Origin of the sequence: Syntrophomonas sp. UBA1041 (assembly GCF_002316705.1) — a bacterium.
Lineage (GTDB): Bacteria > Bacillota > Syntrophomonadia > Syntrophomonadales > Syntrophomonadaceae > DTU019.
This window is the reverse complement of record NZ_DCEA01000053.1, coordinates 50,465-72,906: the sequence shown is the minus strand read 5'-3', so window position 1 is coordinate 72,906 and position 22,442 is coordinate 50,465. Positions and strand designations below refer to the sequence as shown.

19 protein-coding genes are annotated in these 22,442 nt (G+C 48.1%); 13 read left to right on the top strand and 6 right to left on the bottom strand.

Translation table 11 applies throughout. From position 1 onward, the window contains the following. Window position 1: 1 nt before the first annotated feature. Both B2633_RS07995 and B2633_RS07990 read left to right on the top strand, forming a co-directional pair. A complete protein-coding gene (locus tag B2633_RS07995) occupies window positions 2–412 on the top strand; it encodes a Zn-ribbon domain-containing OB-fold protein (protein WP_481039373.1) in 411 nt (136 codons plus the stop codon). Between the two features lie 58 nt (window positions 413–470). Beyond that, complete coding sequence (locus B2633_RS07990; protein WP_483170077.1) at window positions 471–1,820, top strand: acetyl-CoA hydrolase/transferase family protein; 1,350 nt, start codon at window positions 471–473, stop codon at window positions 1,818–1,820. 279 nt (window positions 1,821–2,099) lie between these two features. Here the strand turns inward: B2633_RS07990 and B2633_RS07985 are convergent, their stop codons facing one another. Beyond that, entirely contained in the window at window positions 2,100–2,489 is a 390-nt protein-coding gene (locus B2633_RS07985) for a hypothetical protein (protein WP_483170076.1), read from the bottom strand. 195 nt (window positions 2,490–2,684) lie between these two features. Here B2633_RS07985 and B2633_RS07980 point away from each other — a divergent pair, with 195 nt between their 5' ends. From B2633_RS07980 to B2633_RS07955, 6 genes are all read left to right on the top strand, one after another. Further along, the gene (locus B2633_RS07980) at window positions 2,685–2,888 is read left to right on the top strand and encodes a Uma2 family endonuclease (RefSeq protein ID WP_483170075.1); all 204 of its coding nucleotides are present in this window, start codon (window positions 2,685–2,687) and stop codon (window positions 2,886–2,888) included. A gap of 140 nt (window positions 2,889–3,028) precedes the next feature. After that, complete coding sequence (locus tag B2633_RS07975; protein ID WP_483170074.1) at window positions 3,029–4,852, top strand: stalk domain-containing protein; 1,824 nt, start codon at window positions 3,029–3,031, stop codon at window positions 4,850–4,852. 68 nt (window positions 4,853–4,920) lie between these two features. Further along, the gene (locus B2633_RS07970; protein ID WP_483170096.1) at window positions 4,921–5,562 is read left to right on the top strand and encodes a SanA/YdcF family protein; all 642 of its coding nucleotides are present in this window, start codon (window positions 4,921–4,923) and stop codon (window positions 5,560–5,562) included. Between the two features lie 98 nt (window positions 5,563–5,660). After that, window positions 5,661–6,914 carry a stalk domain-containing protein gene (locus tag B2633_RS07965; protein WP_483170073.1) on the top strand — a complete coding sequence of 418 codons (1,254 nt, stop codon included), beginning with the start codon at window positions 5,661–5,663 and terminating at the stop codon, window positions 6,912–6,914. 173 nt (window positions 6,915–7,087) lie between these two features. Further along, on the top strand, window positions 7,088–7,642 hold the full coding sequence (locus B2633_RS07960; RefSeq protein ID WP_483170072.1) for a CBO0543 family protein: 555 nt from the start codon (window positions 7,088–7,090) through the stop codon (window positions 7,640–7,642). A gap of 221 nt (window positions 7,643–7,863) precedes the next feature. Beyond that, on the top strand, window positions 7,864–8,151 hold the full coding sequence (locus B2633_RS07955) for a hypothetical protein (RefSeq protein WP_483170071.1): 288 nt from the start codon (window positions 7,864–7,866) through the stop codon (window positions 8,149–8,151). A 66-nt stretch (window positions 8,152–8,217) separates the two neighbouring features. Here B2633_RS07955 and B2633_RS07950 read toward each other — a convergent pair whose 3' ends face one another. Together B2633_RS07950 and B2633_RS07945 are read right to left on the bottom strand one after the other, a co-directional pair. After that, window positions 8,218–9,333 carry a mechanosensitive ion channel family protein gene (locus B2633_RS07950; protein WP_483170070.1) on the bottom strand — a complete coding sequence of 372 codons (1,116 nt, stop codon included), beginning with the start codon at window positions 9,331–9,333 and terminating at the stop codon, window positions 8,218–8,220. Between the two features lie 121 nt (window positions 9,334–9,454). Further along, window positions 9,455–9,718, bottom strand: a complete 264-nt coding sequence (locus tag B2633_RS07945; RefSeq protein ID WP_483170068.1) for a hypothetical protein — start codon at window positions 9,716–9,718, stop codon at window positions 9,455–9,457. 228 nt (window positions 9,719–9,946) lie between these two features. Here B2633_RS07945 and B2633_RS07940 point away from each other — a divergent pair, with 228 nt between their 5' ends. Beyond that, window positions 9,947–11,761 carry a sigma 54-interacting transcriptional regulator gene (locus B2633_RS07940; RefSeq protein WP_483170067.1) on the top strand — a complete coding sequence of 605 codons (1,815 nt, stop codon included), beginning with the start codon at window positions 9,947–9,949 and terminating at the stop codon, window positions 11,759–11,761. Window positions 11,762–12,351: 590 nt separating this feature from the next. Continuing rightward, a complete protein-coding gene (locus B2633_RS07935; RefSeq protein WP_481039350.1) occupies window positions 12,352–12,675 on the top strand; it encodes a hypothetical protein in 324 nt (107 codons plus the stop codon). A gap of 124 nt (window positions 12,676–12,799) precedes the next feature. On the opposite strand, the gene B2633_RS07930 is transcribed toward B2633_RS07935, so the two are convergent. The 3 genes from B2633_RS07930 to B2633_RS07920 are packed head-to-tail and all read right to left on the bottom strand — an operon-like array spanning window position 12,800 to window position 16,806. Then, entirely contained in the window at window positions 12,800–14,095 is a 1,296-nt protein-coding gene (locus B2633_RS07930) for a Ger(x)C family spore germination protein (RefSeq protein ID WP_483170065.1), read from the bottom strand. After that, on the bottom strand, window positions 14,088–15,194 hold the full coding sequence (locus B2633_RS07925; RefSeq protein WP_483170064.1) for a GerAB/ArcD/ProY family transporter: 1,107 nt from the start codon (window positions 15,192–15,194) through the stop codon (window positions 14,088–14,090). The genes B2633_RS07930 and B2633_RS07925 overlap by 8 nt, the downstream gene beginning before the upstream one ends. After that, window positions 15,181–16,806 (bottom strand): spore germination protein, encoded by a 1,626-nt coding sequence (locus B2633_RS07920; RefSeq protein WP_483170063.1) that lies wholly within the window; start codon window positions 16,804–16,806, stop codon window positions 15,181–15,183. Before B2633_RS07920 ends, B2633_RS07925 begins: the two co-directional genes overlap by 14 nt. A gap of 1,175 nt (window positions 16,807–17,981) precedes the next feature. Here B2633_RS07920 and B2633_RS07915 point away from each other — a divergent pair. The 3 genes from B2633_RS07915 to B2633_RS07905 form a co-directional block, all read left to right on the top strand. Next, entirely contained in the window at window positions 17,982–18,911 is a 930-nt protein-coding gene (locus B2633_RS07915; RefSeq protein ID WP_483170062.1) for a hypothetical protein, read from the top strand. A 405-nt stretch (window positions 18,912–19,316) separates the two neighbouring features. Continuing rightward, window positions 19,317–21,035 (top strand): glutamine--tRNA ligase/YqeY domain fusion protein, encoded by a 1,719-nt coding sequence (locus B2633_RS07910; protein WP_483170060.1) that lies wholly within the window; start codon window positions 19,317–19,319, stop codon window positions 21,033–21,035. Window positions 21,036–21,596: 561 nt separating this feature from the next. Beyond that, the coding region (locus B2633_RS07905) for a cadherin repeat domain-containing protein (protein ID WP_483170059.1) at window positions 21,597–22,442 on the top strand (846 nt) is incomplete at its 3' end.

Genomic DNA, 22,442 nt, shown 5'->3' with positions numbered 1-22,442 from the left:
AATGGATTATAAACTTACCTTTAAGGACTACGATAAGGCGCTTAAAAAGGATGTACTACTGGGTTTGAAGTGCAACGACTGCGGGGCCTACACCTGCCCCCCGATGATGGTGTGCGGCAAATGCGCCAGCACCAACCAGGAGATTGTGGAGATGTCCGGCAAAGGCAGGATCGTCACCTTTACCACCTGCAACATCGCCGCCGAGGGACGAGAAAATGAGAACCCCTATACCATCGTGATGGTGGAACTTGATGAAGGCCCCTGGATCATGGGCAATCTGGTATCCATGGACCCCAAGAAAGTAACCATGGATGTCATCGGCAAACCGGTGCAGGTCGGCCATCGCGTATATCCCGGTGACAAGTATTCTCCACAACCCATGGCCCGGCCGGCCTTCTGCATTATCGTGTAGGGGCTGCGGGCCTTTGGCCGCGACGTAAACGAGGGCTAATAGTAAGGAGGGTATGAATATGTGGAAAAAGGAATATCAGGCCAAAATGATCTCCATCGAAGAAGCGGCCCGGAAGGTCGAATCGGGCGATGTGGTCGGCACCGGGCTGGCCATTGGTTCAGGATCGCCGGACATCTTCAACGCCATTCTGGACCGGTGGCAGGAATTAAAGGGGGTAAGGATACTCGATACCATCGGACTTTATCCTTTCAAATTCCAGGATCCTGAGTATATGCTGCCCCTGGACGGCCATATCAACTATATGCCGGCATTCAGCATCGCAACCGGCCGGCGCATGAACACGACCAAGCAAGCGGAATTTTACCCGGTTATGAGCTCCGACCTGGCCGATAAGGTGTGGCACAAGTCGGACGTATTTATCGCCAAAGTGACCCCACCTAATTCTGCCGGGTATGTCAATCTGGGGCTGACCAACTTCTACACCCTGGACACCATCCGGCGGGGCCGTGCCTCCGGCAAGCAGCGCGTTACCATTGGCGAAGTCAACGATCAGATGCCGGTGATCTACGGGAATAATTGGATGCATATCTCCGAATTTGACTATTTCGTGGAAAACTCCACCAAAATACCGACATTTGGCCGGGGCACCCCGACCGAAACAGACAAAGCCATAGCCGGGTATGTGCTGGACCTGATAGAAGATGGGGATACCATCCAGATGGGCATCGGTGGGATACCAGAAGCAGTGGTGAGCGGCCTGGAGGGCAAGAAGGACCTGGGGGTCCTGACTGAAATGTTCCCCATCGGATTGCCCCAGCTGGTGGCACAAGGCATTGTAACTAACAAGCACAAACCTTTTCACCAGGGTGTTACCGTGGCCACATTCTGCATGGGTGACGAAGAGATGTACAGATATGTGGAGCAAAACCCGGCCTGTGAATTTTACCCTTCATCATATACCAACAGCCCGGTATTCATCGCCCAGCACCCCAACATGGTGGCTATGAACATGGCCTTGATGGTGGACCTCAGCGGGCAGATTAATTCCGAGGGGCTGGGCCATACCCAGATCAGCGGCTCAGGCGGGCAGCTGGATTTCATGATCGGCTCCTTCTGGTCGCAAGGGGGCAAGGGGATTACCCTGTTGTATTCATCCAGGAAAATGAAGGATGGTTCACTGTCCTCCGCAATCGTGCCTGAGCTTCCCATAGGCTCGCCAATCACCGTACCCCGCACTTACGCCCAGTATGTAGTCACCGAATACGGGGTTGCCAACCTGCGCTACAAATCCAGGACCGAACGCGCCAAGGAGCTGATCGCGGTGGCTCATCCCGACCTGCGCGGGGAGCTGTACGCCAGCTTGAAAAAGAATTTCTTTCCGTTCGCCAGCATGGCTAGTATAAAATAGGGGGGAGGGGATTGAGCCGACGGGAATGATTCTTCAAGAGCTCACAAAAAGAGCCGGGCAAAAAGGCTGACGGCCAGGTAATGGGGGAATGATGGTCCAAGGTGCGCCAAGGTTGCACTGACAGGACGGAACCCGAAATGACTTGGCTATCAGCCTTCGTTTGCTTTGAAAGAAGCATCCGCGCCGCACTGCCCATTCCATACGGACTCAACCCTCACAAACAAAGGTTGAGCCCGTATGGAATTTTGAATAATGATTCTGGTATAAAAAGATATTAGATCATTCGTTGTTCTTAAATCCACATGTGCATAACGCGTATCCCGCCACCACGCCCATCACCAACGAGAAATCTCTTGGTAGTGGTTGAAAAGTCGGTATGCTTATGAACCACGGAATTAGATTGAAGAGGCATAAGGACAGTGCAGGGATAGCGACCAAAACCAACTTAACCCAATTTATTTTTTTTTGCTGATGGATTTGAGAGCTAATGCGTGACTCAAACCCTAATAAAACACCGATTAAAAGAACTGAGGCGAAAAGACCGATAACTGCAAAATCACTGGATTTCGGGTATACTAGGCGTAATTTCGTAAGAATGGTTGTTAAATTATAGAACAGGAGATAAACAAGGGCCCATAATAATACAACAACCGATAAATATTTCTGCATCTTGTATATCCTCCTGGTGTATCAGTTATGGCTAATAGCCATAAAACCATATTCCCCCATCTCCTATAATATGTTTTTTAAAGGTATCGTTCCAATATAAATCGGCAGTCCAACTATGCGAAATTGTTTCGATTAAGTTATTCTTACGTACAGGATTCCACCCGCCGGCCCTGGTGGTGGAGAGGGACCCGCCGCATGGACCTGATCAAGAAACTCGACCTCTATATGTCCTGCGGGGTGGAGGAATACTGGATCGTCAATCCGCTCAACCGGGAGGTTATGGTGTACCTTTTTAAGGACAATGATTTTGACCGGCACATCACCTTCAAAGGGTCTGATTTGGCCCAGTCGTTTATCTTCCCGGGACTGAACGTTGAATTGGAGCGCATTTTCAAGTAGAGGTTTTCTCGGAGCTGGGCAACACGGGACCACTGGGAAAACAAATACAATCTTATGGTATTGAAAGTGCAAGATATCAGTTTGTTTTTGCATAACCATTTTAGTGGTGACTGAAACCTGGAAAAAGGATGATCAATAAAATGAAAAGAGTCTTTATATCTGGGCTGGTTGTGCCCTTGATGCTTTTTGCTGTAGGAACAAGCGGTTTAGCCAGCGCGGCCCAAGGCGATGATGATGTTCGTGAAAAATTAAGAAATGAAGGGGTCTGGTTGACTCCAGAAGAAAGTGCGCAACAGAAAGCTGAATTGGATAGCCTGTTAGATTCCTTAGACAGTGCCGCCGATATGCTGGAGAGTATGCCTGCTCTTTCGGTAAGCGTACAAATAAACGGCTCGTTGGTGAATGCTCCGGCGGATATGGATGTAGTTGAAGGACAGGTTATGGTTCCTATTCGCTGGGCGGCTGAACAATTGGGGGCCAGTGCTGTGGAGTGGGATGCTGCGACCCGAACCATAGCCATTGAGACCGGTCAGGATTTCTATAGTATGGAGAAACTGGCGTCATATAGCAGAGGGCTGAAAATCAGCACTGAGGAACTGGAAAGCCGGATCTGGCCGCTTCCGGAAAAGGTTGAAAACCTGCAGATAGCCGATCTGGTGTCTGACCGCAAATGGATTCTGGAGCTGAAAGAATATAAGGCCAGACTGATGGACCCAGCCTTGGCCCCGGATCCGGTCAACATATGTATTGCCAGCGACGATGGCCGCTATGAACACAGTTCGCTGATATACAGCATTGACAATCGCCAGGGACATTATTATCTGCCCATGGACTGGCTGGAGTATCTGTTTAAGGCCAGGGTTCATTATGACCAGGCCGCTAATCTGCTATCTATTCAAACTCCTGATGTGGATTTAATCAAATCCGAAATTGCCCGGTTAGAAAACGCTCTTATTCCCTCCAGCCCTGACGAAGCCGTCAAACTATGGGGCCGGGGCGAACAGACCCGCAACGGGGCCTTGCAGTATTTGGCCTTATCCCCGCAATTGCGCCAGGAAGCAGACGCCAGTGACTATGTCCGGCAAAGCTACTGGGTTACGGGCATGTCCAGCCCCTGGGTGGGGCCGATCACCATAGTGTCCCAGGAGCAACTCAGTGATACCGAGATAGAGTACACCCTCTCTTTCCCTGAAATGACCTCAAGCCCTCCCCATACCACCGCAACAGAAAAGCTGATGGTGGAGAAGCTTATCGACGATGGCGGGGGAGGATGGTTTATCACCCGGGTATTGCAGTCCAGCGACTATGGAATTATTGACGGCCCTAAGCATTATATAAGGCATGATGTAGACGGAGGCGGTAAGTATGTAACCGCACAAATAACGGTCAATCACCTCAATAACCAGTGGGAATTGACCGTAACCAAGGATGATTCTGAGGCCGCTGTCGAAATATTTAAGGGTGATAACAAGGGTTTTGACGTATCAACCATTGCCGCTGCTCATATCATCAGCCCGGATACGGTAGATTTTCTACTTGTAACCGATTACCGGAGCATGCCCTTTGGAGGATGTGGCTATGAGTTATACAGTTTGAAAGACGCAGCCCTAGCCCAGATTGATCTCTCCACCATAACCCATGGCACGCCGTTCTCCATTCATGTGGATGAAGTCCGCCGCTCGGCGGAGATCGAAAGCAATGGAGCTGTTGCAGCGGTGCCGCTGTCAGACTGGGATATGCACGGTTACCAGCAATACGGAAATGAGTTTTGCCAGAATTTCTTTATCAGCATGGACTTGCAAAGCGTAGACGGAGAGGCCTTGCCAGAGATCGTCACTACCGAGGTCATTGCCGCGACACTGCCCCATCACTTGACTTATCTGCATACCACTTATAAATATGTTAATGGAGCCTGGAAAATAGAACAAACCGACTTTTCGGATCAACCGTCTCAGCATATTTAATCAAACCTGGGGATGGAGAACGAACATTGAATTCATTTTTACGAAAACATGGTAAGCAAGCCTTAAGCTTGGGGATCGTTCTGCTGCTGGTTTGCGGCACCGTTTTTTTGACGGTTGACTGTTATGTGGAGCGGGTCGGGGCTAAGTATATTTATTCGGCGCAGGAGGTGCCGGAAGCTGATACGGTCCTTATTCTAGGGGCCTATGTATATCCCGACGGAACATTGTCGGCCATGCTCAAGGATCGTGTAACCGTAGGGCACGAGCTATACCAACAAGGCAAAGCCCCCAAAATCATCGTGAGCGGCGACCATGGACGCACGGATTATGATGAAGTAAACACCATGAAAGAATTTCTTAAGAGCAAAGGTATGCCCGGTCAGGATATATTTATGGATCATGCCGGTTTCAGCACCTATGAAAGCCTGTACCGGGCCAGGGATATTTTTCAGGTAAAGAAGGTTATCATCATAACCCAGGAGTATCATCTGCTGCGGGCGGTTTTCATAGCCAGGGAACTGGGTCTGGAAGCCTATGGGGTGGCTTCTGACAAGCATGATTACGGGCAGGTCATGGCTGCTTACGAAGTGAGGGAGATGGCGGCCCGGAACAAAGATTTCTGGCTGGCCAAGGTAATCAAGCCCCAGCCTACTTTTTTGGGTGAAGTTATCCCGGTGTTCGGTGATGGCGGGGCCACGGACGACAAATAAACCGATGTCTTTGTTGGGATGCAATACTTGTTAAAAGCAACCAACACCAGGCGAAACACAAGCTTTATTAGCGAGTAATATTAGGAGGTTGATACATAATGAAACAAATCCTGTCGGTTCTGCTGCTGGCCTTATTCTTTATTGCCGGCCCGTCTTTTATAACCCCGGCCCAGGGGCAAGAGAGAGTCTCAGTCTTTGTAGACGACCTGCCCTTAGAGCTCGATGTTTCGCCGGTAATCGAAAACGGCCGTACTCTGGTGCCCTTCCGGGCTATAGCGGAGGCCATGAACATAGTTGTCAGCTGGGACGATCAATCGCGTACAGTAAACGCAACTGATGGGGTCACGACGGTCCGTCTGCAAATCGATAACCGTACTGCTTACCGCAATAACAACCCTCTGACATTAGAGGCGGCGCCGCGGATATCTAGCGGGCGCACCCTGATACCGCTGCGCTTTTTCAGCGAGGCCTTCGATTGCCGGGTGGAATGGAACAGCGAAACATACCGGGTTAGCGTCGCCACTCCCCCCAAAGCCATGACCGTCATAGGCTTCTATGCCCTGGGTGACAGCCAAACCAGCAGTTGGACCGACCTGTTTGGCCAGAGCTATCCCAATGCCGCTGAAGGCAACACCGACGTGGTATCCGAATTGGCTCTGGGCTGGTACAGTATTGACAGTCAGGGCAGCCTGCTGGATAAAAGCCGCACCGGATGGCAGCGCCCCGAGGGTTGGGAACAGGTATTGGATGGTGCTGAAAAACACCATTTATCGAGCGAGATGGTAATCCATGTGACCGATAGCGATGGCGCCATCTCCGCGCTGTTAAACGACCCGCTTGCCATGGATCGGGCGGTAAAAGCCATTGCAGCCGAAGCCGGGCAATACAGCGGGGTCAACCTGGACTTCGAAGGTCTGGGCTATAATGATAGCGGAGAACAACTGAGAAAGGTGCAGCGGAGCTTTACCAGCTTCGTCGACATGCTGGTCCGGGAACTGCACGCCAACGGCAGCAGGCTGACCCTCACCCTGCATGCCCCCAACAGCGCTTACCCCGGTTACGACTACCAGGCCCTGGGCCGGAGCGCTGACCGGATCATTATCATGGCCTACGATTACGGCCCCAAGCCGGAGCCTATCGTCCAGGTGACTCAGGCTGTGGAAACAGCCATCGCTGCGGTTCCTGCCAATAAGCTGATCCTGGGCATTTCCGCCCCCAGCGAAACGGCTGCCAGCATTAACGCCAAGGTGGGCATCGCCAAGCGTTATAATCTGAACGGTATTGCCTTATGGCGCCTGGGCTTGATTGATGACGGGATGTGGCAAACCTTGAGAAGCAGCCTCACCAAATAATTGTGCCGTGGGGACGGGGTTTATGAGTAAATTTTATCGGTTATAGCTGGCTTATACTCTATATCATGCCTTTCAGGGGTGGCGAGGTTGTACCCATCTCAACGCCGGGTTTTAATTCTGATTAGAAATGGCCAAACTACATATTATTTGGTATTTTTCGAAAGGATAGTTACATGGCTGAATTCCCGTCGTTTGAGCAGGTTCTGGACGCTCAAAATCTCTGTACCGACTATCAAGTTCAGCATTGGCTTCGCTATGAGTTGTTTACGCCTCAATTCTGGTTGCTGGCAGCCATGCTGGTTTTGCCCTGGTTGGTTTGGTGGCGGTTGGTGGATAAGAAAAGGCTGCTGGAAATCATCATTTATGGTTTGATGATACAGACTATTGCCACCTCACTGGATGAAATCGGCTGCCAGCTCAACTGGTGGGAATATCGTTATGATATCGAGCCTCTTTTTCCCCGATTGATCCCTATGAACTTTACCGTACTACCCATAGCTTACATGTTGATTTATCAATATTATCCGCAATGGAAAAGGTTTATCTTAATGAATACCCTGGCAGCGGCGCTGTTTGCCTTTGTCGGAGAACCGCTGCTCATATCAATCGATATCTACGTGATGCTATTGTGGAAGTACTGGTATTCGTTTCCGATATACATAATGATTGCGATATTCTTGAAAGCGGTAATGCAAATGATTATGAAGGCGCACCACCGTTTTAACTGAATCAGCAACGCTATGCCTTGTATCAGCTCCGGTCATCAAGAGCCTGGAACACTTCGCCCGTCCCGCTGCAATACTCATCGAACCAGCTGAAAGGACGGGTAAAGATGAAAAAGTCAGCGATCTCTGCTTCGTTTATTCGGATTAATCAAGAAAGATTCTTGATCTGTGTCTGAGGTGGGAATGGGGGCATTTAAGTGTGTAGATATTTATTATCTTATCTGATGCCAGTAAAAACAATGAACCATGGAAAAATAGTTGTAGTGATTAGAGGCTTAAAGTTTGAAGCTGAAACCTGGCTTGAGGTTATACGGCAGATCGAAGAGAAAATCGAATTCTATCGGAAAGAAATGTCTGCCGATATGAGAAATGTTACTTACTCGTTGCCTGGAGGTAACCTTCATGGTAAATGGAATCCAAATTTAATAGTATTAAAAAATGATATTAAGAATTTACAGGTCCTCGAAGAGTATCTCAGGAAACACCATCCCCGGAATTATAGCAGCTTATAGCATCTTGCCATATCGCTTAAATTGCGACAGGGTGTCGAGTTGTTACAAATTTTTTGGGAGCAAAAGTTAAGGCTGGTCGGCGGAGCCGCCATTTTTTGCCGGGGGCGTGTTTTCAATATATATGCTGTGGCTCGGAAATGCGAAACTCACTCCCAAGTCCTCAAGGATCTCCATGATTCTTAAATTTATATCTTCGCGTACTGCCAGGTGTTCTGCCCACACCGTAGTGACAGTAAAAAAGTAAACCTTGATATCCAGACTACTATCATTAAAGTTTTCTAAAAAAACCATTATAGTTTCGGGATGAACCTCGGGATGGTTTTCCAGCAAGGTTTTGATTCTGCTTACACATTGCTGCACTTGCCAGCGGGTGGCATCATACGTAATTTGCAGGTAAAAAGAGACCCGCCTTTTGCCTCGGCGCGAATTATTGGTGATAGCCTCATTGGCAAGCGTAGCATTGGGAACCAGTATTAAGGATTCATCAAAAGCCCTTATCCGGGTAGTTCGGAAAGTTATAGTTTCCACTATGCCATCAGTCGTGCTGGTGGTAATCCAGTCTCCCGAAACAAAAGGTTTTTCCAGGATAATAACAATTCCGCCAAAGACATTGGCCAGAACGTCTTTGGCTGCCAAAGCGAAAGCCAGCCCGCCCAAGCCCAGACCAGCGATAAAGCCGTTCACATCATATCCCCACTCCTGGGCTATTACTACTATTACCAGAGATAAAAGCACAAACCGGGCTATTTTAGAGAAAAAGGAAATGATGATGCCGTCCAGATTAAATTTGCGCTGCAGCTCCTGTGACAACGGCGAATCGGTTTCAGCCAGCGCATACAATCCCCAGGCGATCAGAATAATGATCAGAGAGCGAAACAGATTTAATATCAGTGTATCCGCGGCAGCACTTAAAGGCAGATAACGGAGTGCACAGTAAATCCCGGTTAGCAGAATAAGCCATTCTGCCGGCCTGTAGAAAGCGGCCAGTAATTTGTCATCATAATCATTGCCGCTTTTTTGGGCTATTCCCTCCAGCCAGGGGAAAACACGTTTCTTTACTATTTTGCCAAGGATATAAAACCCCAGGAGTATCAGTAAAGCGATGACAGCCGATTGTACTATTTGGTAAGTCCAGATGGTATTGAGCCAGGTCAGACCGAGTTGATCAAAAATTTCATTCATAGCTTCTATTGGCGGTTACCCGCATATTTATTCCTTTCTGATCTATGGCAATTATATTAGCACAGTTCGAAGCCAGTTTGCACATATAAAGAAAAGGAAAGCAGGCATAAGAAGAAAGAGCTTACCAGCGGGAAGGGGGGAGGTTATTGGGAAAACGGCTGCGCGGGGAACTCTCATCATAATAAAGATGATAGTGATTCTCCACCCGGATTTCCGGGGTTTTATGCTCCAAACATAGTTTGAGGCTTCCGGTTAAGGCTAATCCGGCAAATAGCAGGGCCAGAAGATAGGGCCACCAACCCGTCAGCATCAATCCATATGCAGCAAATTGACATAGCAACAGGCTAAAAACCACCAAGCCGCAATGTCGGCTCTGTTTTGACAAATCAGCATCCTCCTGAACTCATTTCATTACTGAGTTTCCACTATATCGCAGCCCTTTATACCTTTTACAATGACAAGCCTGTGGTTTGCATCCGCGGGCGGCAATGTGCCAAAATCTTTGCATTGCCAGTGTCACGACCCGGATCATTGACTTGATTCACTTCAACGCAGAAATAGTAAAAACATTTGCGCCATCAACGCCTTTAATGGCAATAAGCCAATTTCTGCTTTGAACAAAAACGACTCAAGTTATAGAATAAAAGTAGACAGAGAAGCTGAAGAAGGGGTGAGTCTGGTGAGCGAAAACAGCTCGCTTTTACCAGGTAAGTTTTTTTTCGAGTACATTCCTGACATCGCATTAATAGTAAAGCCGGACGGTCAGATAGTCGAAGCCAATCCGGCTGCTTGTACCGCTTACGGTTACGACCGGGAAGAGCTTTTGGAATTGGATATCTTTAAGCTTACCCCCGCATATCTGCATGGACTTCTCTTGGAACAATTCAAGAAAGCCAAAAGAGGCGGGGCGCTGGTCGAGATGCTGCAGCACGACCGCGAAGGCCAGGATATCCCGGTAGAAATGAATCTGCAGCCGGTGCGCTATCAGGACCAGTTATACTTTCTGTGCTCTATTCGAGATATCACCCATCTGCTGGAGATCTTATCAAAAAAGGATCATTTGAGCTGGCTGACCCGCATGTTTACCAACATTTTCATGCATATCACCGATGGGGTTATGATCCTCGATACTGAGGGCCACATTAATGAAGTCAATCTGGCTGCGGAGAGAATCCTCAATAAAAAAGCGGCCCAAATGAAAGGGCAGCCCATTGGGCGGATATTGGGCATTAAAACCCCTTATACCAATGAACTCCTGCGGCGGGGAAAACCGTACAGTGATATCGAGATATTTGTTGAGAGCGGCGGGAAAAATATTCAACTGACCCTGACCGGAAACCCGGTAAGAGATGAAGAGGACCGCCTCAGCGGCGGCATACTTTTCATGCGTCCTATCGAGAACATCCATAACCTGGTGCATCGCTTCACCGGAAACCGGGCTAGTTTTCAGTTCGATGATATCGTTACTGTAAGTGACAACGTTTTAGAAACCATTCGCCTTGCCGCTCAGGCCGCCGGAAGCATGAGCAACGTGCTTTTAGAAGGCGAAAGCGGAACCGGCAAAGAGGTTTTTGCCCAGGCCATCCACAATCAGGGCAGCCGCCGCAGCGGGCCTTTTATCGCGGTCAATTGCGGAGCCATCCCGCGCGAACTGGTGGGGAGTGAACTGTTTGGCTATGCTGAAGGAGCCTTCACCGGAGCCAGAAAAGGGGGCAGCCCGGGAAAATTCGAACTGGCTTCGGGGGGGACCCTGTTTCTTGATGAGATCGGCGACATGCCACTGGAGCAGCAGGTTACCTTGTTAAGAGTCTTGCAAGAAAAAAGCATTACCAGAATCGGGGACAGCAAACTCATACCCATTGACGTAAGGGTGATCTGCGCCACCAACAAGAACCTGTGGGAAGAGGTTGAAATCGGCAGCTTCCGAGCCGACCTTTACTACCGCCTCAATGTTATTTCTATACAGATTCCGCCCTTGCGGTCGCGTATCAGAGACATCCCGCTCCTGTTCGATTATTTCCTGGAGGCTATTCGCTCCAAAACGGGGCGCCAGTTCTTCTATGATAAAGAAAGCTTGATGAAGCCTTTGCAGAGATACCATTGGCCCGGCAATATCCGGGAATTGCAGAACGTGGTTGAACGCATGGTCAATATAGCCGGCGGGCCGAATTTGAGCATAGAGCATTTGCCCCCTGAAATAAGAAAGAACGACTTCGCAGGCAATTCATTCAATCGGGCGGGCAAGGCCGAAACCATATTTGAAGCCCGGCAAAACAGCAAAAAGCAGCGGGCTGAGCAGGAAAAACAGAACATCATGGCCCTGCTGGATAAATACAATGGAAATGTAAGCCAGGTAGCCCGTGAGATGGGATATGACCGCAGCACCATCTATAGAAAGATGCGCAATTATAGTATCCAATCAACATAATAGCGTTGCATCATATTGCGTTTTGCAACATAATGCAACATAAAGCCGCAGTGGCGCAACAATTCGTAATAAATAAGTTGGCTAGCCCATAATTGGTATAGAAAATAAAAGAACCGTTTAAATCGCCGTTTGCGGCGATTTTATATTTTTTATTGCCGGCATGGATGATTTGGCATGAAGATTGCTTATATATTAGAAGCAGAACCAGTTATTTTGCAGTACTATTTTGGGGGAGGTTGAGGCCAGGAGATGAATATTCGTCGCGGCAGGGATGATCCCGCAGTGTAGGAGCAGCCAGGCAATCAGGATGAGGTCGCTGCGGGTGTAGATTATGAGCGGAACGCATCCGTATCCTTCGCCAAGGAATAGACGACCCGGCGATTGCCCTCAAGAAAGTTCAATGTCATCAAATCACCTATAGAAAGCCCATAATAAATGGGATGTAGCGCCAGGAGGAGTTATTAAATACGTATATAAAATAAAGAAAATCTGTCAGGTTCCAGAAACACTGGCAGAACTAGAAAAAGGGCCTGCTAAGCAAGGAGTATAGGGCGGATTTTAGCAAAGGCCTATTGAGAGGAGGAGCATACTTGGCGCGGATTGATGACCTGGTTCTGAAGAATGCTTTGATAGCTAATTACGAAGGAGAGATTAAGGATAGGAAGCCTCATGGAATAGGTTGTGCATATTATCGCAGCGGCGGACGTTATGAAGGCAGTTGGAAAGAAGGTAAACGTTCCGGTTATGGCAAGGAATTCTATCCGGATGGGACTCTGAGATACGAAGGAAACTGGGAGAACGGGCTGCGCAGTGGTTATGGCAAATCTTACTATACCACCGGTGAACTGGCCTATGAAGGAGAATGGTCCAAGGATAAACCTGTTAATTATCCGGAATCATACTTAACTCCCTAAAAATAATCCCCAAAATCTTTTATTAAATTGCTACCCCCACCCCTTCACAATATTTCTCTCTAAACCCGCTTAAACCTAAGCGGGTATCTTTTTGCCCATTTTAGGTTGGTCTCCTGAGCTTCCCCTATCTAACCTCGATGGGATCACTGATCACCCCGGTTTGCTTTAACTTGAATTCTGCTTCGACAGTAACGGTTACTGTGGGATAAATCTGTTCCCAATTGTATTCAATTTCCTCCCAAACTCCGGGGTTGGTACGATGGATCTTGTCCCCAAATCCCATGACGTCTGAATACAAGTCCTGGCTCTTTTTCACCGCCTCCAGGCAGCGTTTTTCAATTTCTTGGTTAACCAGATTTTCAACCTTCTGCCAGTTTTCCGGAGCTATTTTAACCAAAGCATCGCTTTCTTCCACTAAAATTCCGCTGGCCTTAATAACAACTTTAAACTCGATCCCGCTATCTGTAAAAATCGGCTCAATTTTAGTTTTGGAATTGTCAATGCGAATCGAGACGTTCTTGGTACTGTCATCGACGGCGATGGTTATAGCCCCGGTTTTCACCTGATCGTTCAGAAACAATAGGCCTTGACTCTCTTCTTCATTCATCAAGCCCTGCATTTTGTCACCTCGAAATAAAGCAAAACCGATGGCTTCAAAGGTTTTCCTTTGTGGCTGATTTTCTGTTTCAGCTTCGCTGCCGCCCTGAGTGCCGGAAGATGGATTCGGAGTGCTGCCTGCCTGGTTTTGTATGATAGGTGAGCTCGGCTCTCGAGGAGTAAAAATAGTCATATAAGGTATTACGGTTTCTTTTCCGGGAGTCAGCAGGGCATAAGAGACATTAAATAAATCCGTCCCTTTCACATTGGCAATATTGGTCCGAGCATTTTTAAGAATACCATCGATCTCTGCTGATAGACTGGGCTCGTACTCGGGTTGGGAGTTGAGGAAATCCGATGCCATGCCTTTACATATTACGATCCAGGTGCGCTCGCGGATCTCCTGGTGTCTCAGCAAGAAATCCATGATCTGGCCCAATCCGTGGCGGGCTGTTTCCTCCCCGATGACCACCACGACTACCTGGCCGATAAAAAGCTTTCTGGAGGAGCGCAGATCCAAGTTTCTTCCCGCATCCCAAATGGTATCCCCATTGATGGAAATGACATGGTTGGTGTGGCTCTTCTGGGGATCAGTTATATCACTTGAGCTGCCCATTCCCCCGCCTCCTTGAGGAGGTTTGGCGGAGAGGATAGTCAATCGAAACTGGGGTTTCCCATCCACTGCCAGGTAGTCAAACCCGAGAGCGGTACTGAGGTTCATCTGCTGAGTTTCTCTTCGGCCCCAGCAACCGGCGATGGAAAAAGGCATTAACGCCAGTAAAACTATTATTAGAATTTTTTTGCGATAATTTACTTTACCCATCCTGCGGCATCTCCTTTTTGCGTAAAATCGCAATCAGCAGGACCAGGGCCGGAATGATCAATTCAACGGTATATCCATAGTAAGGCCAGACCTTGGACAAAAACTCCACCACTTGAATATAGGTTCCATAAAAAATATTTCCAGCCAGGATGGTTACGCCTGCCACCGGGATCGCCGCCCATTTGTATTCTTTAAGGCCCAGAGTGGTGGCAGCGGCTATGCTGGATACGTGGTAAAAGATAGCCAGTTTTACGGTGACTCCGGCTACCCAGATTATGACGATAACCAATTCCATGCGTTCCAGGATACCGGCAACAGAAATATAACGGGCCAGGGTGTTTCCCGAATAGGTCAGGCGGCTGGTAAACAGATCGCCGAATACCCCGATGGTGGTAGCCACTACCGCCGTTGCGATAACACCAGCAATGAGAACCATTCCCACCGCTGCTTTGAACCCCTCATTCTTTTGATTTAAGTAGGGAAAAAGCATTAATATTATAAATACCTCACCCCGCCAGGCCGCCGGAGTCATGCTGCCCTTTAGAACCGGCATCCAACCGTTTTCGAGTATGGGCAGGAAATTACTCGGATTAATATCTTTTACGACCAGAATAATGAGGATTGCCAGAGAAAAAACGAATATGGGAAAAACGATTTCATTATGGCGGGCTATTACTTCGATGCCTAAATACACCCCATAGACGGCTACTCCGGCCAGTACCAATTGCAAAACCAGCACCGGGGTTTGAATAAGAAAATTGGTGTTGATGAATTGAGCGCCTTCGATCACCATAACCGAAGTGATATGGATAAAAACCCCAGTATAAAGGAAACCCAAAATTTTTCCGGGAATTTTGCCGACTATTTTCGGCAAGTACTGAGTGAAGACTTCATCAGGGAAGCGCCTGGCCAGCAACATGCAAACCAACGCCACCATCAAGGCATAAAGCGTAACCGGGACCAGAAGGGATATCCAGGCGTCCGGTCCGGCCCCTTTGGCGGTGATGGAAGGAACATAAAGAAATGAAGTGGCCAAATCAGCAATTAATAGTAGAAATAGTAATTGCACACTACTGATCCGGCCTTTATCCAGCATCATTTGTCCCCTTTCTCCTGGTCAGGGTGCCGCCTCTTGCTGCGGGAGGCCTGGGTTTTAAATCATTGTCCTGCCTTATGGGATCAATGTATCCTGTCAAACGAGGCCGTGACTTCATCATCCAATTGGGAAATCTGATAAAACTGTCCTTTAAGTCTCCCAGGCTCAAGGGCGCCAGGGGAGACAGGTATGGTACTCCGAAAGAACGCAGCGAAGAGGTGTGGAGATTTAATAGCGACACTCCGGCCATAATTCCGAACAGTCCCAACACCGCCCCGGCTCCCATGAAAAAAAACCGCAGAATGCGAACGGTATTGGCCAGAGATAATGAAGGGATCGAATAGGAGGCAATAGCGGTGATTGCAACCACCACAACCATTCCTGAAGATACTATTCCCGCACTTACTGCTGCCTGGCCTACCACAATGGTTCCCACTATACTGATTGTCTGTCCGAAAGTACGGGGAAGCCGTATACCGGCTTCCCGCAAGATCTCGAAGCTTAATTCCATCAGCAGGGCTTCTGCAAAAGCGGGAAAGGGCACCCCCTCACGATTGGAGACCACGGTAACCAGCAGCGATGGAGGAATCAATTCTTGATGGTAGGAAATGATAGCTACATATAAACCGGGCGCCAGCACAGCAATTAAAAAGGCTACCCAGCGAAGCGACCTGATCAGCGAAGCATACCAGTAGCGATTGTTGTAATCGTCGCTGGAAGAAAGCTGGTTGGCCAGAGTGCAAGGCATGAGCAGGGCGTAAGCTGTGCCGTCGATAATTAAGGCTGCACCTCCTTCAAGCAGGTGGGCAGCCAGTCGGTCGGGTCGCTCCGTAGAGTCAATACTGCTAAATAGAGAATATGGACTGTCCTGAATGTGTTCTTCGATCTGGCCGCCGCTCAATATCCCATCAACGTTAATCCGTTCCAAGCGTATCTTTATCTCTCCAACCAGTCCTTCGGGAGCAATACTTTTAAGATAAACCAGATCTATTGTAGTTTTGGTTATTGATCCCACCGATAATTTTTCTACCGCCAGCTGTGAAGTGGGTAAACGTTGGCGCAATAGCCCCATATTGGTATGTATGTCTTCATTAAATGCCTGGGAAGGACCCATTACCGCAGTCTGACTTACCGGCTGGGAAACCTGACGCTTAAGACTGTCATCAGGCATCAGGATCAAGAGTGCGGTGTCCTGTCCCTCTACCAGGAGACATACTGATCCTTTGCAGATATGATCCGTGATTTCTGGCCAATGCCTGGTTTCTTGCATTCTGGCTGCAGGGACCACGCTTTTTTTTAAGCAAGCCAGGAGGCGTTTGCCTATTAAACCGTCTTCTATCCCAAGTAAAGATCTTAAAAGGCTTTTTTGTAAAAGATCATCATTGACCAGGCTGTCAAGATAAACAAGCAAGGCTTTGGCAACCTTTTCCGAACCGATTATAAATTCATGGATAATCAGATCGTCGCATCGATCGAATATTTCTTGCAAGGTGCGTCTGTTCTGATTAAAATCATTACCCATGGTTTGCACTTCGATCACCGATCCAAATTCCTGCTGCTCTGCAAAAGGTTTGCCGCCTTTCAAGGGCTTTATGGCTTTAATAAGGTTTGCCAACCGTGTAAACATATACCAATTCCTTATTACTAAATAGTATTTGATAAACCTATGATCTACATCATTAAATGACAATAAAAGTGTTGCATCTATTCTCCCTATTATTTAGTTTTTCAAGTATTTCTAAAACCATTCCCCTTCTTCCCGGAAAAGAGGAAATGTAAGCTGCGGTCTTTCCTGGTTTTTTAACTTGACAGTGAACGCTATAACAGGGATGTCAACACAGTTCAGGAGTGCTGATTTATGTCTATGGTTGCTGACGTGAGGGGAATGGCGCGCTGAGTGGAAGATGCGAGCTGTTGGTTGTCGGAATGGATGTACAAAGTAAACGCCCTATGCTAGAGCCCTTGACTACAGCTATCCACAAACTGCTTAATTCAGCAACACTGAAGGTTATGAAAGACTGGTGCAGTGGATGCAAAGCATAAGCGAGCAGAACGGCAAGACGGATACGATCGTCGGCTTCGAACCCACTGGACATTACTGGTTTCACATGCCTCTAAAATCTCTTTGTTATGAGGTTTTATGATGTGTTACTGTCAAACTCGAGTCCATCATCCATCATTTTCGAAAGCCGAAACATGGAAATAAAAGAGGCTATCTTTTTGATAGCCTCTTTAGAATTTCGATATAGTAGTGGCGGAGAAAGGACTTCAACATTACATAACCTTATAGACCTTATTGAACCTCCGAATTTAATAAATAAAATTAACTAATTTGGGTTAACTAATGAACTTGACTTATTTGGATTGGTAATTTGGACTCATACTGATTTGGATTAATTAACTTGAATTAACTAACTGGTTTTACTAAATGTGGACTTGATTCATAATTCTCCGCCACTTGAGAATATTATATTTACCTTTGTGGTGAAAGTCAATAATGAATTTTGATTTTTATATAACGGTGAGGGTAGGTCAGGTTCAGATCGATGACAAACAAATGGCCGGGGTTATTTCGCTGTGCAGATAAAATAAGATAGAAGAATTTTTTGAGGCAGCAAATGATTCAAATAAGAAGATACCCCAAAGACGACGAAGAGGTTTTAATGAAAATGATTGGGTTTTTGATGTCTGATGAAGACCGATGTTATATGAAGCAGGGATACCGGAGGGAGGTTCGATATTTGTGCTAGAATCAATGCAAGGATCATTACATAAACGGAGGGTTTGAATATGAATAAACATGCCATACCTTTATTATTTGCTACTCTGATTATATTGCAGATAATTTCTTTAGTACGTATAGGCAATTTACAGAACGATTTAAACAACACCAGAAACCAGCTTTCCAATTCAGCGTCCCAACAGTCAAACCAGATAAACAATATCTATGCCAATATAGATTCAATGCTTAAGCGTCAGGCCAGCATTATTGACAGTTATGAATATTCGTTTGGGACCCTTGACAATAATACGCTTACTGTTCCAGTAACCTTCAACATTACACCGAAGGAAACGAAAGCGGATACCAGCGCTACGCTTGTTGTATCGGGCCAAAGTTTCAACATGAATAAAAACGGTACTAACTTTACCGCCACGCTTCCAGTTAGAATATTTGACGCCTTTGAAGCTCGGATTATATTAGCAGATGGAGGGGTTCGGAAGACAGAAAAACTGGAAGTATCAGAAAACCTGAGAGAGAAATTATTGCCAATAATTCATGTGCGATTTGAGGGTAAAAGCACAAGCAGATATAGTAAGAACCAGGGGGAATCGTCTGGAATATACCACAAAGCGGGCAATTTGAGTTTAGATGTAAAACCCGCCGCAAATAATAAGATCGAAGGAGCCCGTCTGGTTATAGATGTAGACGGCAAAACTGTTTCTGAAAAAACAATTGAAAAGATAGGCGGAAGTGCGATTCAAATGGACGAGAAAATCCCTGTTTCCGCCGGGCAAAAATTGACGATAGCAGTAATTGCTACTGATAGTTTTGGTCTAGTTTATAAAACGGTTGTGGATCAATATGAGCTTAATGATAATGCCGATCCGAAACGCGAAAGGGAGCCGATGTGGCCAGATGAGACCATTATTACCGATAAAGACGGTGCTATTCTCTATACACCAGGGTTTGGAAGGGTAAACGAACAATTGAAGCGGTGATTATTAACAATTATGACTATCTGGCAATCATGTTGATAAAAAAACGAACCCAATAGACTATATTGAGAGGCCGTTTCAGATTTTGTGTAAACTTGACCTTTGATGAATTTGCACCAATAAGCGCTGAGTTCATTATATAGAGGCCTTGGGGCCATGCACTATTTCGCCGGTCACAATGCACCCTTTGCCCGGTCACCGTGCACGGTTTTCTCCGGAAATTTTCAGAATCAGACGCACGGTTACTAAAACCGTTAGTCTGTGATTAAGCGGCCGAAAAACGACGTACTTGCTTCGGGATAGGCAGGGGGCTATAATTATAAGTTAGTAAATATTGCATTAAATACTCTGCAAAATACAGAATATTAAGAGCAGCGGGGTATTGAACATAAATAAAGGAGGGTTATCATGACAGCAGCGGGAACACCGGATGAAGCCGGCCATGATGTGAACAGGGAATTACCGGTTAATTTTATCCAGGACATCATCAGTAACGACCTGAAGACTGGCAAGGTGAAGGGCACAGTCCATACCAGATTCCCGCCGGAGCCGAACGGGTACCTGCACATCGGACACGCCAAGTCTATCTGCCTCAACTTCGGTTTGGCCAAGGCCAATAACGGCCTGTGCAATCTGCGCTTCGACGACACCAACCCCAGCAAAGAAGAAACCGAGTTTGTGGAATCGATTCAGCGAGATGTGCGCTGGTTGGGGTTTGACTGGGATGACCGCCTGTATTATGCCTCCGATTATTTTCAGCAATGCTACGACTGGGCAATGCAGCTCATCAAAGAGGGCAAAGCCTATGTGTGCGATTTAAGTGCCGAAGAGATCAGGGCTTATCGGGGCACATTGACTGAGCCCGGCAAGGACAGCCCCTATCGCAGCCGCTCCGTCGAAGAGAATCTAGATCTTTTCGAGCGCATGAAAAACGGGGAGTTCCCCGATGGTTCCCGGGTATTGCGGGCCAAAATCGATATGGCTTCACCCAATATGAATATGCGCGACCCGGTGTTGTACCGGATCATGCGTGCCACCCATCACCGCACCGGCGATACCTGGTGCATCTACCCGATGTATGATTACTCTCATCCGCTGGGTGACGCCATCGAAAATATCACCCATTCGGTTTGCACCCTGGAGTTTGCCGACCACCGGCCGCTGTACGACTGGTTTATCGAGAATGTGCGCCCCGGCAGTGAACCGCATCAATATGAATTTGCGCGCCTCAATTTGAATTACACCGTGATGAGCAAGCGCAAACTGAGAAGGTTGGTGGAAGAAGGCCATGTAAAGGGGTGGGATGACCCCCGCATGCCTACTATTTCCGGACTGCGGCGCCGGGGCTATACCCCGGAAGCGATCCGGGATTTCTGCGACCGCATCGGGGTGGCCAAGCGCGACAGCGTGGTCGACATAGGCCTCCTGGAACACTGCATCAGAGAGGATTTAAATAAAAAGGCGCAGCGGGTGATGGCGGTTTTGAGACCGCTCAAGGTGGTCCTGAGCAATTATCCTCAGGATGCGGTGGAATGGCTGGAAATCGAAAACAATCCGGAAAATCCGGCAGCCGGCAGCAGAAATGTGCCATTTGGCCGCGAGTTGTACATCGAACAGGATGATTTTATGGAGGTCCCGGTAAAGAAATTCTTCCGCCTCTTTCCGGGCGGTGAGGTGCGTCTGAAAGGAGCCTTCATCATCAAGTGCGAAGAGGTCGTCAAAGATGATTCGGGGAATATCATCGAACTGCGCTGCACCTATGACCCCGAAACCAGGAGCGGCGGGCCGGCTTCCGGACGCAAGGTGAAAGGCACTTTGCATTGGGTAGAAGCCAGTCATGCCGTCCCCGCGCAGGTCAGGTTGTACGAGAACCTGTTTCTGGACGAGGATCCCGAAAACGACGACGGCGCTGATTTTATCAGCAAGATTAATCCCAACTCGCTGCAAGTCCTGGACAGGTGCCTGGTGGAGCCCGAGCTGGCCGAGGCCCAGGCGGAGGATCGCTTCCAGTTCCTCAGGCATGGTTATTTCAGTGTGGACCCGGATACCAGGCCTGGATTTCCGGTATTCAACCGCATCGTATCGTTGCGGGACAGCTGGGCTAAGATTCAGAAAACCGCCAGGTGATAAAAAGCCAGCCTTTCTATGTTAGCGTTTACAGGAGCATTTTGTGAACCCATAGCCTTTATGATAGGGCGGGCAGCGTCGGCTGCCCGCCTTAATGCTGCCTCATCCCATCACACCGCGTAATCATCGTACTCCATGTTTGCGGTGAAGCTCTCCTTGCCGGGGGAATATTCCAGCGCCTCGTCGATGGCTTTCATCAAGCGGAACTTTCAGATCTCACCCCGTATGGTGGTGCGGTGCTCGCCGGGCCTCAGGGGCTTTGATCGAGAATTGACAGAAAAAGTAGGTATTTGTATAATCGGAATATGCTACAAGTCCTATATTGAATGGGGTGATTGGCCGAGTGTCGCTGGAAAACGGGATCCTGGGCTTTTTGTCGTGAAGTCCCTTTCGGGATGCGATATAAAGAAGCTGTTCGACATGTTCGCCGCGTACTTCTGACCGGCGGATCGGACGCAGATCCACCGGACGCAGTTGAAAGGTTCAGGGCGGAAATAAAAGAAAATGAAGCTGCTTAAGCTGGACTGAAAAGCTCAATAATTGGGGAGGGACATAATAATAATGAAAAAAATCATCCGCAGAAAGCTGATACCTGTTCTTTTATCATTGGCAATGGTGATTGGCCTGCTGCCGGCGGTGACGCCGCCGGCGCTGGCGGCTGATATCGAAAGATCGACCACGCCCGACGCACTTCTCACGATTAATATGGGGGATATACTCGGCGAAGAACCTGCTGTGTTGCTTTTCTACGGTTTCACACAGCCGATAACCGGTTCAACTCCCGGACACCTGTATGAAGATGAAACAGGGACAACGGAGGTTCATTATGATGACTACACTTGGTATATGTATTCAAGCTCCTATACAGTAACATTCAAGGCATCTACCGCAGGCGTATACACGTTTACGGCCGGATTTACTGATGAAAACTGGGAGCCGTTTACAACCAGAACCGTACAGATCACCGTAGAAGGAAGCTCCGCCCCTCCCACCGATATCACATTGTCCGGCGCCACGGTTGCCGAGGATTCCGCCGCGGAGACGGTGATCGGCACGTTTTCCACCACTGACGCCGACGCGGACGACACCTTCACCTACACGCTGGTATCGGGCAGCGGGGACGATGACAACAGTCTTTTCTCCATTGACGGTGACGCCTTAACGCTGGAATCCACATCTTTGGATTACGAGACAACATCCTCTCTAAGCATCCGTGTCAAAACGACGGACGCGGCGGGCGCTACATATGAAAAAGCGTTTGTCATCACTGTGACCGACGTCTACGAAACGCTTGCTGTGACCACAAACAGCCTGTTGTTGCTTTTTGAAGATGCATCCCTAACGACTATCGGCAGCGGCAGCCTGGCAACGACGGTCAACGCCGGCCGCACCGCCACCTATACCCTG